Annotated in this window: 15 protein-coding genes; 9 read left to right on the top strand and 6 right to left on the bottom strand. The window is 61.3% G+C overall.

Annotated features, from left to right (window positions below):
• The 4 genes from AC1RRJ_RS19385 to AC1RRJ_RS19400 all read left to right on the top strand — a co-directional run.
• On the top strand, window positions 1–105 hold a 105-nt coding region (locus AC1RRJ_RS19385), incomplete at its 5' end, for a hypothetical protein (RefSeq protein ID WP_493126265.1).
• A 10-nt stretch (window positions 106–115) separates the two neighbouring features.
• Entirely contained in the window at window positions 116–784 is a 669-nt protein-coding gene (locus tag AC1RRJ_RS19390; protein ID WP_493125749.1) for an NADPH-dependent FMN reductase, read from the top strand.
• 37 nt (window positions 785–821) lie between these two features.
• Window positions 822–1,295: an Lrp/AsnC family transcriptional regulator gene (locus AC1RRJ_RS19395; RefSeq protein ID WP_493125751.1), complete on the top strand. Its 474-nt coding sequence runs from the start codon at window positions 822–824 to the stop codon at window positions 1,293–1,295.
• Window positions 1,296–1,297: 2 nt separating this feature from the next.
• Window positions 1,298–1,789 carry an Lrp/AsnC family transcriptional regulator gene (locus AC1RRJ_RS19400; protein ID WP_493125753.1) on the top strand — a complete coding sequence of 164 codons (492 nt, stop codon included), beginning with the start codon at window positions 1,298–1,300 and terminating at the stop codon, window positions 1,787–1,789.
• Here AC1RRJ_RS19400 and AC1RRJ_RS19405 read toward each other — a convergent pair.
• The 3 genes from AC1RRJ_RS19405 to AC1RRJ_RS19415 are packed head-to-tail and all read right to left on the bottom strand — an operon-like array spanning window position 1,786 to window position 4,909.
• A complete protein-coding gene (locus AC1RRJ_RS19405) occupies window positions 1,786–2,778 on the bottom strand; it encodes an acyl-CoA dehydrogenase family protein (protein WP_493125755.1) in 993 nt (330 codons plus the stop codon). The genes AC1RRJ_RS19400 and AC1RRJ_RS19405 overlap by 4 nt on opposite strands.
• The gene (locus AC1RRJ_RS19410) at window positions 2,778–3,980 is read right to left on the bottom strand and encodes an acyl-CoA dehydrogenase family protein (protein WP_493125757.1); all 1,203 of its coding nucleotides are present in this window, start codon (window positions 3,978–3,980) and stop codon (window positions 2,778–2,780) included. The genes AC1RRJ_RS19405 and AC1RRJ_RS19410 overlap by 1 nt, the downstream gene beginning before the upstream one ends.
• A gap of 38 nt (window positions 3,981–4,018) precedes the next feature.
• Window positions 4,019–4,909 carry a LysR family transcriptional regulator gene (locus tag AC1RRJ_RS19415; RefSeq protein WP_493125759.1) on the bottom strand — a complete coding sequence of 297 codons (891 nt, stop codon included), beginning with the start codon at window positions 4,907–4,909 and terminating at the stop codon, window positions 4,019–4,021.
• 120 nt (window positions 4,910–5,029) lie between these two features.
• Between AC1RRJ_RS19415 and AC1RRJ_RS19420 the strand changes: the two genes are divergently transcribed.
• Window positions 5,030–5,830, top strand: coding sequence for a crotonase/enoyl-CoA hydratase family protein (locus tag AC1RRJ_RS19420; RefSeq protein ID WP_493125761.1), 801 nt, complete (start codon window positions 5,030–5,032; stop codon window positions 5,828–5,830).
• 72 nt (window positions 5,831–5,902) lie between these two features.
• Here the strand turns inward: AC1RRJ_RS19420 and AC1RRJ_RS19425 are convergent, their stop codons facing one another.
• Complete coding sequence (locus tag AC1RRJ_RS19425) at window positions 5,903–8,131, bottom strand: TonB-dependent receptor (protein ID WP_493125763.1); 2,229 nt, start codon at window positions 8,129–8,131, stop codon at window positions 5,903–5,905.
• A gap of 421 nt (window positions 8,132–8,552) precedes the next feature.
• Here AC1RRJ_RS19425 and AC1RRJ_RS19430 point away from each other — a divergent pair, with 421 nt between their 5' ends.
• The 3 genes from AC1RRJ_RS19430 to AC1RRJ_RS19440 are packed head-to-tail and all read left to right on the top strand — an operon-like array spanning window position 8,553 to window position 12,037.
• Window positions 8,553–10,022: an OB-fold domain-containing protein gene (locus tag AC1RRJ_RS19430; RefSeq protein ID WP_493125765.1), complete on the top strand. Its 1,470-nt coding sequence runs from the start codon at window positions 8,553–8,555 to the stop codon at window positions 10,020–10,022.
• Window positions 10,023–11,228, top strand: a complete 1,206-nt coding sequence (locus AC1RRJ_RS19435) for an acetyl-CoA acetyltransferase (RefSeq protein ID WP_493125767.1) — start codon at window positions 10,023–10,025, stop codon at window positions 11,226–11,228.
• Window positions 11,229–11,263: 35 nt separating this feature from the next.
• Window positions 11,264–12,037 (top strand): SDR family NAD(P)-dependent oxidoreductase, encoded by a 774-nt coding sequence (locus tag AC1RRJ_RS19440; RefSeq protein ID WP_493125769.1) that lies wholly within the window; start codon window positions 11,264–11,266, stop codon window positions 12,035–12,037.
• A gap of 42 nt (window positions 12,038–12,079) precedes the next feature.
• On the opposite strand, the gene AC1RRJ_RS19445 is transcribed toward AC1RRJ_RS19440, so the two are convergent.
• Window positions 12,080–12,751, bottom strand: a complete 672-nt coding sequence (locus AC1RRJ_RS19445; RefSeq protein WP_493125771.1) for a TetR/AcrR family transcriptional regulator — start codon at window positions 12,749–12,751, stop codon at window positions 12,080–12,082.
• 150 nt (window positions 12,752–12,901) lie between these two features.
• Between AC1RRJ_RS19445 and AC1RRJ_RS19450 the strand changes: the two genes are divergently transcribed.
• Window positions 12,902–13,207: a DUF1330 domain-containing protein gene (locus AC1RRJ_RS19450; protein ID WP_493125773.1), complete on the top strand. Its 306-nt coding sequence runs from the start codon at window positions 12,902–12,904 to the stop codon at window positions 13,205–13,207.
• 57 nt (window positions 13,208–13,264) lie between these two features.
• On the opposite strand, the gene AC1RRJ_RS19455 is transcribed toward AC1RRJ_RS19450, so the two are convergent.
• Complete coding sequence (locus AC1RRJ_RS19455) at window positions 13,265–14,428, bottom strand: acyl-CoA dehydrogenase family protein (RefSeq protein WP_493125775.1); 1,164 nt, start codon at window positions 14,426–14,428, stop codon at window positions 13,265–13,267.
• Between the last annotated feature and the right edge of the window lie 313 nt (window positions 14,429–14,741).

Here is a 14,741-nt window from a genome sequence, read left to right on the forward strand (position 1 = left end):
GACACCCGCGCGATCCTCGTCGAACTCGGACGCCGCAAAATGGTCGGCGGACAGGAAGACATGATCGTCGATGTCGCTCTCGATATGCTCAAGGCACAAAGCTGAGGAAAATCCGATGACGACAACCAACCCCGCTATTCGGGTACCCAAGATCCCGGCCGACCGGCCGCCATTCATCGTCGCTCTTGGCGGAACGACGTCCGCAAACAGCACGACCGAAAAGGCGCTCCGGATCGCCCTGGCCGGGGCGCAGGCGGCCGGCGCCGATAGCCTGATGATTTCCGGCCCCGAGCTCGAGCTTCCCATTTATGCGTGGGAGCGCAAGGATCGCAACGCAGCAAGCCTCCACCTGATTGCTTCGCTGCGCCGCGCCGACGGGATCATCATCGGATCCCCCGGTTATCACGGCAGCATTTCGGGGCTGATCAAAAATGCGCTCGATTATGTCGAAGACATGTCGGGAGACGCATCTCCCTATTTCCATGGCCGCCCGGTTGGCGCCATCACCACCGGAGCAGGCTGGCAGGGAGCCGTAACCACGCTGACCGCGTTGCGCGGAATCGTCCATGCCCTGCGCGGATGGAACACACCGTTCGGCGTCGCAATCAATACCGCTCCGCCACCCTTCGGACCCGATGGCCGCTGCCTTGAGCCAAAAATCGAAACCAGCCTGCTTGCCTTGGGGCGGGAGGTCGCGGACGCCGCGCGGATGCGCATCAACATGGCGAAAGGACCGGCACCAATCCCGTCGGCGGCACTGGCGGTGTCCGGTGTGGCGAGCTAAGAACCGGCGCGGCCGAGGACACCCGGCGTATGAGGATATGCCATTGAGCTTCAGTTTCGACGCAACCGATCTCGCCATTGTCGAACAATTGCGCGAAAATGGTCGTGCGACCAATCAACAGATCGCAAAAGCGCTCGGGCTGACCGCCACGACCATTTCGACACGCATCAGGCGAATGGAAGAAGCCGACGAGCTGCGCATCATCGCCGAGTCGGACTTCGCGGCGCGCGGCTACGATCTGTTGTTGCGCGTGACCCTCGAGGTCGAGGGCCGTGCTGCGTCGGACGTCGCGCGGGAACTGGCGACGCTACCCGAGGTGGTTGCCGCCCATCTCGTCACCGGCCGCTATGATATCGACATGCTGGTAGCGCTGCGCGACACCAGCGAGCTCGGAGCATTTCTGCTCGACAAAATCGGGCAGATCGAGGGCATCCGTTCGGTCAGCCCTGCCATCATTGCCGACATCGTCAAATATCAGTTCGATGCCGTACCGATCATGCCGGAGAATTGACGATGGGTGCCGTCCAGCTCGACGAACTCGACTTGCGCCTGATCGATCTGCTTTCGCTCGACGCCCGCGTGCCCAACAGCCGGATCGCCAGCCAGCTGGGGGTGACCGAAGGCACCGTACGCGGGCGGATCAAGCGGCTGCAAAGCGAGCGGCTTATCGCCTTTACCGCCATCACCGGTCTGGCGATGGCGCGCAAATCGCGTCTCGCCTTCATCAACATTCAGGCCAAAACCGCATCGGTCCGGGCGGTCATGCAGGAAATTTCGAAAATTCCCGAGATCGACGGTGTGATGGCGACAACGGGCGAGTTCAACATCCTCGCCCTCTGCCTGTTCAACGAACTGGATGCACTCTCCGATCTGGCATCCCAGCGGATACTGACCCTGCCCGGCGTGCGGCATGTCGAGACGGCGATCACGATCAAAACGTTCAAATATAATGCACGCATGGTGAAGATTACCAAAGACCCCGCGCTCCTGGACGAGCAGTCCTAGCCCCCTGCGGCGGACGCGAAGGCCAGGCTGCCGCGGACAAAATCGACCGAGCCCGTAGAGACGGCCAGCCGCGCCGAGCCTAATTTGCGATTCCAGAATGTTTCCGACCCGTCGGCGAAGCGCCATTCGTGCATCCGGCGCGAAAACAGCTGGAGGTCATGCTCTTCGCTGATCCCGATCGCGCCGTGGATCGCATGGGCGCTGGCGGCAATGCGGGCAGCGGCGGCGCTTGCCACGGCCTTCGCGGTAGCGACCGCCGCCAGCGAAGGCGGCAGCCCCGCCGCGCAGCCAAGCTGGGACGCAATGCGCACCGCGACGACATCTTCCGCCATCACCGCCAGATTTTGCTGGACCGCCTGTTGCCGTCCGATCGGCTTGCCGAACTGGATCCGTTCATTGGCAAAGGCGACGGTCATTTCGATCAACCGTCCGGCCGCCCCCGAAATCAGACTTGCGCGCAACAACGCTCCGATAGCGCGCAAGCCGCCCGCCGCGATCGTGCCGATGCCATCTCCCGGGATGTCCCGCCAACTCAGACGCGCACCGAGGCTGCCGACCACACCGGTTACGACCGCCCGCTCACGGTCCGTCTTGACGAGATGAAGCGTGCCCCCCGCGTCCACCAATATGTGGGTCGCGACAAGACCTGACGGGACAAGGAATGCGCCGTCATGGTCTGCCGTGCCGATCGCCAGCGGGCCCTCGGGAACAGCCGCCCCCGCGGCGGCCAGAAGATGACGCGCGATCATCGTTTCGCCGACCGGCAAGGGCATCGCATGGCGGCCGAGCGCCTCCCACAGGGGATGCACTTCCGCCAGTTCCAGTCCACCCCCACCCTTGTCCTCCGCGACCAGCGCATCGAGAAAACCCGAGGCGGCGAAAGCATCCCACATGGCACCCGCATCGCCGCCGCGCTCGATCGCGCGAACCTGCGATGGTCCGGCAATGTCTTCGAGCATCCGCTCGAAAGGATCGACAAATTCGTTCATTATCTCAATCCCATACCGCGCGCGATGATACCCCGCATGACCTCACGCGTCCCCCCGCGCAGCGAGAAGCTCGGTGCAATGCAGGTCAGATAAGTCAGCGTTCGATAGAGTTCGGCATCGACCGGCTCGTCGGGATGGGCGGCGAGATCGTCCCCGATCGCCGCCGGCAAATGCTGCTCGAAGCCGGTGCCGAGATCCTTGACCAGTGCGGCTTCGACAACAGGGCTTTCCCCGGCAGCCAGCCGCGCCGTGCAGGCGATCGACATCGCCCGCAACATTCCCAGCCGCGCTGTGAAATCTCCGACCAGTCCGGCCGTTGCCGGATCATTTCGTCCCGCCGCCTGAAGATGGCGGACCCACGCGTCGAGCAGCACGACACTCGAATAGATGCGCTCGGGTCCGCTTCGTTCGAACGCCAGCTCGGCGTTTACTTGCATCCAGCCGTCACCCTCCCGCCCGATCAGTGCGTCTTCGGGGAGTTCCACATCCTCGAAAAAGACTTCGCAGAAATGGGAGTCTCCGGTCAGGTCGACAATCGGACGGATGGTCACGCCAGGCGTCTTCAGATCGATAATCATCTGGGAGAGACCGACGTGCCGACTCTCCGCCGCGCCGGATGTGCGGAGCAAGGCGATCATATAATTGCTGCGGAGCGCATGGGTGGTCCAGATCTTCTGGCCATTGACGCGCCAGCCCGCTTCGGTCCGCTCGGCGCGGGTGCGCACGCTCGCCAGATCGGACCCGGATCCGGGCTCGCTCATCCCGATGCAAAAGAAGATTTCGCCGCGACAGATGCGCGGCAGATACTCTTCGCGCTGGGCTTCACTTCCAAAGTTGAGAATCAACGGCGCGGTCTGCCGGTCGGTGATCCAGTGTGCCGCCACCGGAGCGCCCGCCGAAAGCAGTTCCTCGACAACGACGAAGCGCGCAAAAGGCCCGCGTTCGCTGCCTCCATAGCGTTTCGGCAAGGTCAGCCCCAACAGGCCCGCCGCACCGAGCCTGCGGCTGAAGGCCGCATCGAAGCCCTGCCATGAGCGAGCCCGGACATCGACGGGAATGTCCGCCATCATCTCGTCGAGAAGCCCACGGATAACCGGACGAAGCGCCTCGTCCCCGGGCGGCAGGGCCGCGAGTGTCAATGTGTCGAACAGCGGCCCGTCTCCCATCCCCGTCCGGCGTCGCGCGTCGAACAGGGACGCCATGCCGGGCCTTGGCATCGCGCATCAAATATTTACTCGGATCAGACCGATACCGTTTGCGTATCGATCGCCGTGCCAGCGACGGAAACGAAATTTCGGGCGAGCACGCCCGCATTCCGCCGCGTCACCATTGCGAGCTCGACATACAGCGGCTCGGCGAGCGGAATCATGTGCACGTCCGCGGGCGCGACGCGTTTTATCGCGGAAGGGACCAGCGCGATGCCCAGTCCCGACTGCACCAGGCTCAGGATCGTTTGAACCTGCGTCGCCTCTTGCGCGATCACGGGAGAGAAACCCGCCGACCGGCAGGCGAGCAGCACAATCGAACGCAGCACGCTGACCGGGCCGTGAAGCACTTGCGGCTCGTCGGCCAAATCGGCAAGCGCGAGCGTCGACCGCCGCGCCAGCGGGTGCGCGGCGCCCAGTGCGACAACAAGCCGGTCACGCTCGATCACGCTCGTGTCGAGGTCCGAAGCCCGCATCAGCGGCAAGCGTACCAGCCCCACGTCGAGCCGCCCCTCGGTGAGGGCATCGGCAATCGACACGCTGGTCATTTCATCCAGACGCAGATCAACGCCGGGATAGGATGTGCGGAAGGCCGGGATGATGCGCGGCAACGCGGCACTTGTAGCTGACCCCACAAAACCGATCGACAATGTCCCGCTCTCCCCTTCCTGTCCGCGCGTCACGGCCTCGCGCACGCGCGCCGCCTGTTCCAGCGTCGCCCGAACGACAGGCAGGGCGGCGCGGCCCGCGTCGGTCAACCGTACGCCGCGGCTTTCGCGATCGAACAGCCGCGCGCCGAGATCCTCTTCCAGTTTACGGATGGCGACGGTCAGCGGCGGCTGCGAGATATTGAGCCGTTCGGCCGCGCGATGAAAGTTCAGCGTGTCGGCGACCATAGCGAAATAACGTAGCTGGCGAAGGTCCATTGATAGTCAGCCCCTATCAAAATCTTGGCAATCAATATTGGTCTTGCCGCGCCGCGCGAGCCTAGCTCGCAGGGAACCGCCGGATAATCCGGCGTCCTTCGAAACAGGACTGGATCTGTCATGAAACCCTTTCTTCTCGTCGAGCGCGACGGGGCCATCGTCATTGCAACGCTCGATCGCCCCGAACAGCGCAACGCCATTTCCGAAACCGCCTACAGCGAAGAGATTGCCGCCTTCTGCGCCGACGTCACGCGCGATCCCACGGTCCGCGCGATCGTCCTGACCGGCAACGGTTCGGCCTTCTGCGCGGGCGGCAATATCCGGCATATGCAGGAAAAAAGCGGCATGTTCGCGGGCTCGCCCTATGCTCTTCGCAACAATTATCGCACGGGCATCCAGCTCATTCCGGCGGCGCTTTATGAACTGGAAGTGCCGGTGATCGCCGCGATAAACGGACCGGCGATCGGTGCCGGTCTCGACCTCGCCTGCATGTGCGATATCCGCATCGCGGCGGACACCGCCATCTTCGCAGAAAGCTTTGTAAAACTCGGCCTGATCCCGGGCGATGGCGGTGCGTGGCTGCTGCCACGGGTTATCGGCATGCCGCGCGCCACCCAGATGACGCTCACCGGTGAGACGATCGATGCCGCAACGGCGCTCGCCTATGGGCTTGTCACCGAAGTGTTGCCGGCGGACCGGTTGATCGAGCGTGCACTTGTCCTCGCGGCGGGCGTCGCCGCGAACCCGGGACACGCGACGCGCATGGCAAAACGGCTGCTGCGCGAGGGGCAGAATATGAAACTTGCCCCGCTGCTCGAACTGTCGGCCGCCTATCAGGCCCTCGCTCACCACACGGCCGATCATGCGCAAGCCCTTGCCGCGTTCGTCGAAAAGCGCGCCGCGAGGTTGCCGGGCGACTGAAAAACAAACGGCACTGGAGAAAAAAACGGGAGTGAGGATGACCTCACTCCCGAATTTGCCGATTTCATCACCTCAGTTCAGCGCGAACCGGGCCTGTATTGCAAAAGTGCGACCCCGGTCGATCGAGCGCGCGAACGACCCCGGCGAGGCAACGACATCGGTGGCCGAACCCATGACCTTTTCGTTCGCCAGATTCTTGCCGACGAAGGCGAGTTCCCATTTTCCGTCAATGTCGCCGATACCCAGACGCAGATCAAAACGCTGCCAGGCGCCCTGCACCGTGTTCGGATCCTTGTCGGCATTCACATTATAGGAACTGGAAAAGGAAACCGCCGCATCGCCCTTGAACTGCAAGTTGCTGCCGATGGGATGGGTGTAGCCGGCGCGGGCATGGCCCGCCCATTTCGGCGCGAATGGCGGCGCCTCGCCGCTCAGATCCTGAGCGCAGACCGCCACGCCATTTGCCAAGGCTGCGGCGGATTGAGCAACCGTGCAACCGGCATTTGCATAGTCTTTATAAGCAGCGTCGAGATAGGCCAGATTCACCCCGAAATCGAAATTGGAACCCGGCCGCCAGTTGAGCTCGACCTCGGCGCCCTGCGTCCGCAGCCCGCCCACGTTCGTCACACTGATAAAAGCGGATGTCGGCGTGCTCTGGGCGACGCTCTGTTGCAGATCCTTATAATCGCTCCGGAACAGGGCGAGGTTGAACGACACCGCCCGATCGAACAGCAGGGACTTCAGACCCATTTCATAGGCACGGACCGTTTCGGGAGCGAAAGTCAGGCGATCGGCAACGCCGGTGAGCTCCACCGCGTCGAAGCCGCCCGCCTTGAAGCCTTCGCTGAACTTCCCGTAGAATGTCACGTTGCTGTCGAGCTTGTATTGCAAAGTCACGGACGGAAGAAAATCGTCGCCCTCGACCGATGCGCTGGTCGTGTGATCGACAAATCCGGTCAGCGCCTGCGCCACCGGCTGTAACCCGGCGGGTAGCGGCGTGGTGGACAGGCCGAATGCGTCATTGGCCCGCGCGTTGGTTGCGGACTGAACCCCTTGCTTTTTGGAATGCGTATAACGCAGACCAAGCGTCAGCGAGAGGCTGTCGGTGAAGGGATAGGTGACCGCGCCGAAAGCCGAAAGCGCGGTTTCCTTCTGGTCCAGCTGGGTAACGCCGGAGAGGGGAGCATAGGGTTGCAGCACCGCCAGCGGTCCCTGCAAAAGCATGGAGGCGAACGGGAAGTTGAGGGTCGTTCCGACGCTCGATTTCGAGTCCAGATAATAGCCGCCGAAAATATATTGCAGCCTGGAACTCGCCGGTGACGTGAAACGGAGTTCCAGCGTAGACTGCTTCAGATCTTCCGGCGAATTATAGCTGAAAAAGTCGGCCGGCACGCCATCGGTATCCGCGGTCACGAGAAAGTCATGCTTCGAAAAGGATCCGAGCGCGACGACGCCGAGACCATCGCTGTTGTCGCGTTCGATCTTGAGCACATATTCCGACGCTTCGATTCCGCCCCGCTCGCCGGCCATCGAAGAGCGCCGGAAATCAAAGTCGGTTTCCTGGCCGGTGGCCAGGGCATAACCACAGGAAAAGGTAGTGGCCGGATCGAAAGGCGGCGCCGGACAATTGGTCAGCTGGGTGGAGAAGGCCGCAGTCGAATCCTGCTTTCCATATTCCGCCTTGAACAGTGCCGACCAGTCGGGTGCCATCTGCCATAGCGCCGAAAAGCGCACGAATTTGTCTTCGACCTTCGGATTGCGGGCACCCGTCCCCGTATTCCGGATATAGCCGTTGAGGTCGGAATAGCGTCCTGCGACGCGGACCGCCAATGTGCCCGGCACGACGGGAGCGCTGATCGCCGCCTCGACCACGGGCTCATTGCCAACGAACTCATAGGAGGCAAGGCCATATCCTTGCAGCTCGTCGAGATCGGGCCTGGCGGTCGTAACGCTGAAGGCGCCACCGATCGCATTGTTCCCGAAATAGATGGTTTGCGGACCGCGCAGCACCTCGATCCGCTCGATGTCGACGATCGTCGATTGCGAATAGCGTGACCGGCCATGATAGACGCCATCGACGAATGTCGCGACCGCCTGCTCGAAGCCCGCATTCGATCCCGACCCCACCCCGCGGATATAGATATTGCTGGATACCGCATCCTTGGTCACGAAAACATTGGGCAGGGATTTGGCGAGATCTTCGACCCCCGACAGCTGCATGTCCTGCAGGTCCTGTCCCTGTATGGCGACCATCGAAATCGGCACGTCGCGGATGGATTGCTCGCGCTTTTGCGCTGTCACCACAATCTCCTCCACCTGTGCGGCGGCGGGCGTGGCGGATATCAATAGGGCGGCCCCTGCAGCCGACTGCAGGAGTGTTATTTTCGCTGACCTCACTATGCTCTCCCCTCATACCGGGTCAGTCGTGTTGGCGCCGACCCTGGACATATTCGTCTGGACATGGGTTCCGTGCTAAATCCAGAAAAATCAGATTGCAGCTCGCGTTCCGCTCGCTTCCGGTCGACCTCGACGTGCGGCGGACATAGAAACGGCCGCCAGAACCACCCCTTTCCCGCCTGCCCCACCGAATGATCGCGAAACGAGTTTTACCTGAGGGTGGGCGTTGCCAGGAAGAGAGGACGCCCGGCCAAGACCCCGGCCGCAGCCCGATGACGCGCATCGGGTTCCTTGCGGATCGAGTGATGATGATCGTGCCGGACCTGTGACGGAGGAAAGTTTGCGCGACATCGGCATCGTTTCGATCGCGGCCTATTTGCCGCGCCTGCGCCTCGCCCGGAAGGCGATCGCGAAAGCGAATGGCTGGGCGAATCCCGCCCTGGCGTCGATCGCAAAAGGACACCGCGCCATTTGCGGCCATGACGAGGACAGTCTGACGATGGCGGTGGAGGCAGGCCGCGCATGCATAGGCCGCCTGCGCGGTATGCCAATCGAGCTCGTCCAGTTTGCAAGCACCACGCCCCCGTTCGTCGATCGCGCAAACGCCGTGATCCTTACCGAAGCGCTCACCCTGTCTCCCGACACGCGCTGCGCAGATGTCACCGGCTCTCTCGGCTGCGGCATCACCGCGCTGATTCAGGCACTCGAAACCGGGAAGACCGCATTGACTGTCGCCTCCGACAAGCGCCTCGCGAAAATTGCGTCGGCGCAGGAAATGACCCTAGGCCATGCAGCAGCGGCGGCGGTCACCGGCACCGAAAAGCCGATTGCCCGTTTCGTCGCCGCACATTGCACCGCGATCGATTTCGTCGATCATTATCGCTCCGCGCACGCCGCGACCGACTATCTGCTCGAAGAACGCTGGGTGCGCGACGAAGGCCAATTGAAAATTGCGCTACCGGCAATCAGGAGCCTGCTGGCGGACGCGAACCTGGATGCAGCGACCATCGATCACGCAGTCCTTGCCGGTGTCGGTCACGCCGCTGCCCGCCAGATCGCGCGCGAATGTTCGATACCCGAAAGCGCGCTGACGGACATGTTGCAGGCCGGATGCGGAGACGCCGGATCGGCGCAGGCCTTGCTCATGCTCTGCCTCGCACTGGAGAAGGCGAAGCCCAGTGAAACAATCCTGGTGGTGAATGTCGCCCAAGGTTGTCAGGCCATGTTGTTCGAGGCCACCGAAGCCATCGACGACTGGCAGAACGAACGGCCGTTGCAGCAACAACTCGACGGCGGCGCGGAGGACGAGAATTACTTTCGCTTCCTGTCGTTCAACGACCAGATCGAAGTAGACTGGGGTGTCCGCGCCGAGCGCGACAACCGAACCGCGCTTTCGGCTTTCAATCGCCACCGGAAAGCCGTGACCGGCTTCATCGGCGGCCGTTGCACTACTTGCCAGACAAAGCAGTTTCCAAAGGGTCCATATTGCGTCAACCCGGAATGCCGAACATTCGGCAATATGGTCGATGAACCTTTCCGGGAAAAGACCGGCAGGGTGAAATCCTATACCGAAGACTGGCTCGCCGTTTCAGCCAATCCGCCCCTCGCCTATGGCAACATAGCGTTCGACGACGGCGGCGTGATCATGATGGAATTCACCGATTTCAATCCGGGCGAGTTGCGGGTCGGGATGCCGGTTCGCTTTGCTTTTCGCATCAAGGACAAGGACAGGAAACGGCAATTCCACCGCTATTTCTGGAAAGCGGTCCCCGCTGACGCGGCGGGAGTACGATAAATGGCCGAAGGTATCCGGGACAAGGTCGTCATTCTCGGCATGGGATGTTCGCGCTTCGGCGAGCGCTGGGATTGCAGCGCCGAAGACCTCATCGCCGAAGCCTTTCAGGAAGCCGTCAGCGATGCAGGCATAGAACGGGACCAGATTGACGCAGCATGGTTCGGGCTGGCGATGGACGAGCAAAATCTGGGCAAGTCCGCTCTGGCGCTTTCCCAGACGTTGCGCCTTCCCAATATCCCCGCCACGCGCGTCGAGAATCTGTGCGCGACAGGCTCGGAAGCGCTGCGCGGTGCCGTTTATGCCGTGGCCGCCGGCGCCGCGGATATTGCGCTGGCGCTGGGCGTCGAGAAACTCAAGGACACCGGCTATGGCGGCCTGCCGGAGCGAACCAGAGGGACCTTCAACGACCTCTGGCAACCCGGCGCCACGGCGCCCGGATCCTTTGCGCAATTTGCCAGTGCCTATGCCGCACAGCACGATGTGCCGATGACCACGCTCAAGGAAGCGATGGCGCATATCTCTTGGAAAAGTCATGAAAATGGCTCGAAAAATCCAAAGGCCCATTTACGACGCAGAATCTCGAAGGAGGCAATCCTCGATGCGCCGATGGTCGCCTATCCGCTCGGGCTCTTCGATTGTTGCGGAGTCAGCGACGGGTCGGCCTGCGCGATTGTCGCGAGCCCCGAAATGGCCGCCCGCCTCGGAAAAACGGGCGCGCTGGTCAGCATCAAATCCATACAATTGGCGCTCAGCAACGGTTCGGAACAGTCGCACAACAGCTGGGATGGCAGCTTTGCCCATACAACACGGATCGCGGCGCAAAGGGCCTACCGCGAGGCCGGGATCTCCGACCCGCTACGCGAACTCGATCTCGTCGAGGTTCACGACTGTTTTTCCATTACCGAACTGGTCACGATGGAAGATCTTGGTCTGTCCCGCCCGGGCGCGGGATATCGCGATGTGCTGGACGGAAAGTTCGACGCCGATGGCGAGGTCGCCAGCAATATCGACGGCGGGCTCAAATGCTTTGGCCACCCGATCGGCGCATCGGGCCTCCGGATGGTTTATGAAGCCTATCTCCAGCTTCTCCATCGCGCGGGGGATCGCCAGCTGATCCGGCCCCAAAAGGCGCTGACCCATAATCTCGGCGGTTTTCCGAACAACAATGTGTGCAGCATTTCCATCCTCGGAATGCTGGGCGCCTGACCTGTCTATTCTGTCTCACTGGATAAAGGCCCGACATGAACAACCCTGCCTCGCTCGAAAACAAGGTCATCGTGATTACCGGTGCCGCACAGGGCATTGGCGAAGCTCTTGCCTCGCATGCCCTCCGCATGGGGGCGCGGGTTGCAGCGATCGACATCGACGCGGCCGCGCTGAACCGCAGCTTCGCCACGCATGATCCCGAGCGGGTCCGAGGTATCGCGGGCGACATAACCGACGACGGCTTCGTCGCGAACGCCGTCGAAGAAACCGTGAAGACATTCGGCGACATCAACGGCCTGATCAACAACGCGGGGATCGTGCGCGCATCGATGATCGCCGACATGACGCCCGGACAATGGCAGTCGGTGATCGACGTGAATCTGACCGGCGCCTTTCTGTGCCTGCAGGCCGTCGGCCGGCACATGATCGGCAAGGCCCGGAACGGCGATCGCCGTCCAGGTGCCATCGTCAACGTGTCGTCCGACGCCGGGCGGCGAGGCACGGTGGGACAGATAAATTATGGAGCGGCCAAGGCCGGTGTGCTGGGCCTGACCATGAGCGCAGCGCGCGAATGGGGTCGCTTCAACATCGCCGTGAACAGCGTCTGTTACGGGCTGGTTGAAACAGCGATGACCGAAACCATTCGTCAGGACAAATTCCGCGACCGCTATCTCGAAAGCATCCCGCTCGGCCGTTTTTCCTCTCCCGAAGAGATCGCTCCCGCCACCTGCTTTTTCCTGTCTGACGCGGCATCCTATATTACCGGCCAGCACATCGGCATCGATGGCGGATTTCACATCACGTCCTGAACGGCATGGCGACCCCAACCGCAACATTTGGACGCGCGGCGCTCATTTCGTCAGATAATTCACCGCCATTTTCGTCAGCTCGTCGAGCATCTGATCCTCGGTGATTTGGGTTGGATTCCGGGTGACGAAATGCCGCATGTTATGGATCGTGGCCTGTTCGACGAACAAGAGCGCTGTGCGCAGATCGGATACCGTCAATTCGGTATGATGCTGTTCGAGAAATGCCAGATTTGTCGAATGCGTATGAACCTCCAAAGCCATGCTCTTGGCATAGATCTTCAACTCCGGAACTTCATCCCAGATGCTGAACAGAATGAATTCATGTTCCCTGTAGATGTCCAGCAGCACGGCCATAATCTGGCGCAAGGCCGGAGCGAGCGGCTCGTCCATCAGATTGCGCAGATTCTCGCGAATTCTGGCAGCGGCCTTTGCCACCGTCTGCTCGATCAGCGCTTTAACTATCGCCTGCTTGTTCGGGAAATACTGATAGAGCGAACCGACACTCACCCCGGCGACTTCGGCGATCCTGTTCGTCGTGGCGTTTTTGAAACCTTCGCGGATGATAATTTGCTCGGTGGCCTGCATCAGGGCTTCGGCCGTCACAACCGCACGCTGCTGCTTTGGATTCTTGCGCCGGCGAACATCGGAATCGCCCATAGTTTGCGGGCCACTGCCGGCGTCTGAACCGGACGAATCTGCACTGCGAAAAGACATCCCCACCCCGATCTTTTTATTGTAATTTGGGCATCGGCATATCGCGAACAATGATGCGCCTGTCGACCTTCTACCAGCCCCCTCTTCCCATATGCGAGTTCATGCTGAGATCCGCCTTCGATAAGCCGGCCCTCGAAAGAGGGGTGCGATATGCCAGCCTATATTATCGGAAAGCTGACCGTTGAAAACTGGGACTGGTATCGCGAATATCGATCGGTCACCGAACCGCTCGTCGAGCAATATGGTGGCCGCTATCTGATCAAGGGCGGCGCAAGCGAAAAGCTCGAGGGCGACGAACCGCCGGGACACGCCATGGTGCTGATCGAGTTTCCCGATCGGGACGCTGCGCAAGGCTGGTATCGCGATCCCGCCTATTCGAGGATGATCCAGTTGCGCCACACGCATGGCGTGATCACCCAGCTTGCTCTCGTGGAAGGAGTTTCCCCGGTCGATTGAACCCCCGAAGCCGGCGCCGATGAAGCTCGCCAGACCCGGGACATCGTCGGCGCGTGGCTATTTGCCAAGCTTCAACATATTGCAGATGTTGTTTCTCTGAATCGCTGAAGACCCGCCAAGGATCGGCATGACCAGAATGTCGCGAACATGCCTCTCCATGTCGAATTCCTTGATATATCCATAGGCCCCCAGAATCTGCTGGCATGATAGCACGATCTCCTGGGCCGTCTGACAGACGAACAGCTTGGCCATGGATGTTTCCACAGGCGCCTTTCCGTCGCGGTCGAGCGCGTCGGCCGCCTGATATGTCACCGCGCGGCAGGCATGGAGTTTCGTCCTGACGTCGGCCAGCATGTGCCGGACCGACTGGAATGCCGAAATCGGCTTTCCGAACTGGTGACGCTCCTGTGCATAAGCCCAGGCCTCATCGGCGGCGGCGGCGGCAATACCCAGCGCCATCGCCGCCACCTCCATTTTTTCGATATCCAGACCCGGCCCGGCCATCATCGGCCAGGCACGATTCCAGCCAGCCTCTTCACCGACGATATTCTCGAGCGGAACGGAAACCTCGGCGAAATTGACATCGAAAGTCCCGGTCCCTTTCAGACCCAGCGCGTCCTGCTCCTCATAGGTAATTCCGTCCGCCTGCGACGGAACAAGGACCAGCGTCAGATTCTTGTATTTCTCGTCCTGCGGCCCCGTGCGGACCAGCGTGTAGATATAGTCGGAAATTTTCGCGCCCGAGCAAAAGCGTTTCGACCCGTTGACGATCAGGCGCTCGCCGACGACCTTCCCCGTTGTGCGCACGGCCGCGACATCGGCCCCGACGTCGGGTTCGCTGATGCCATATGCGAAGATCAGGCCTTCGCTTGCCACCTTCGGCAGCAGCTCCCGCTTTTGCCGCTCGCTGCCAACCTCGGCAATATTGAGTCCGGCATAGCAGGCCGATTGAATATAGGGTCCGCCCACCGCCATGCTGCGACCGCAGAGCAGCTCGATGGCGATCATAGTGGCGCGTATGTCCTTGCCCGCACCGCCATATTCCTCGGGAACCGTCAGTCCCATCAAGCCCAATGACGCCAGCTTCCGATGGACGTCGCGGGGGAAATGATTCTCGCGATCCCATTTTCTGACCAGATCAAGTGGCATTTCTTTCTGGATGAAACGCGAGAGCGTTTCCCGCAGCATCTGGATATGATCGGACTCAGGAAAACTATTCATTTCAGCCCCATGAACATGCCGCGCCAGCGGAGCCGGCAACGCGCATTTCCTCAACAAGCGTGCAAATTTCGCGGCCGGGGTAAATCCAAAGCCATTCAACTTGAACTCGCATAAGAACGGATCGACCCGGCAATCGCGGAACTCCGTGAACGGATGCTCCGCATCCCTGCGGCCTGCGGGAAAACGAGTTTAAGCTGAACCTCATGCGACCCTAAGCCGATATTCCGCAGGCGCCGCCTCCGGGATTTCGCATGGAGGTCGCAAACAGGAACAATGGAAAACGTCGCCCCGTCCCTCTCAGAACGGATTGCCA

Source organism: Sphingopyxis sp. GW821-FHT12C06, from assembly GCF_058807415.1.

Coding starts and splice junctions, on each gene's coding strand:
- AC1RRJ_RS19390 (WP_493125749.1), top strand. CDS start 116: ATGACGACAACCAACCCCGCTATTCGGGTACCCAAGATCCCGGCCGAC.
- AC1RRJ_RS19395 (WP_493125751.1), top strand. CDS start 822: ATGCCATTGAGCTTCAGTTTCGACGCAACCGATCTCGCCATTGTCGAA.
- AC1RRJ_RS19400 (WP_493125753.1), top strand. CDS start 1,298: ATGGGTGCCGTCCAGCTCGACGAACTCGACTTGCGCCTGATCGATCTG.
- AC1RRJ_RS19405 (WP_493125755.1), bottom strand. CDS start 2,778: ATGAACGAATTTGTCGATCCTTTCGAGCGGATGCTCGAAGACATTGCC.
- AC1RRJ_RS19410 (WP_493125757.1), bottom strand. CDS start 3,980: ATGGCGTCCCTGTTCGACGCGCGACGCCGGACGGGGATGGGAGACGGG.
- AC1RRJ_RS19415 (WP_493125759.1), bottom strand. CDS start 4,909: ATGGACCTTCGCCAGCTACGTTATTTCGCTATGGTCGCCGACACGCTG.
- AC1RRJ_RS19420 (WP_493125761.1), top strand. CDS start 5,030: ATGAAACCCTTTCTTCTCGTCGAGCGCGACGGGGCCATCGTCATTGCA.
- AC1RRJ_RS19435 (WP_493125767.1), top strand. CDS start 10,023: ATGGCCGAAGGTATCCGGGACAAGGTCGTCATTCTCGGCATGGGATGT.
- AC1RRJ_RS19440 (WP_493125769.1), top strand. CDS start 11,264: ATGAACAACCCTGCCTCGCTCGAAAACAAGGTCATCGTGATTACCGGT.
- AC1RRJ_RS19445 (WP_493125771.1), bottom strand. CDS start 12,751: ATGTCTTTTCGCAGTGCAGATTCGTCCGGTTCAGACGCCGGCAGTGGC.
- AC1RRJ_RS19450 (WP_493125773.1), top strand. CDS start 12,902: ATGCCAGCCTATATTATCGGAAAGCTGACCGTTGAAAACTGGGACTGG.
- AC1RRJ_RS19455 (WP_493125775.1), bottom strand. CDS start 14,428: ATGAATAGTTTTCCTGAGTCCGATCATATCCAGATGCTGCGGGAAACG.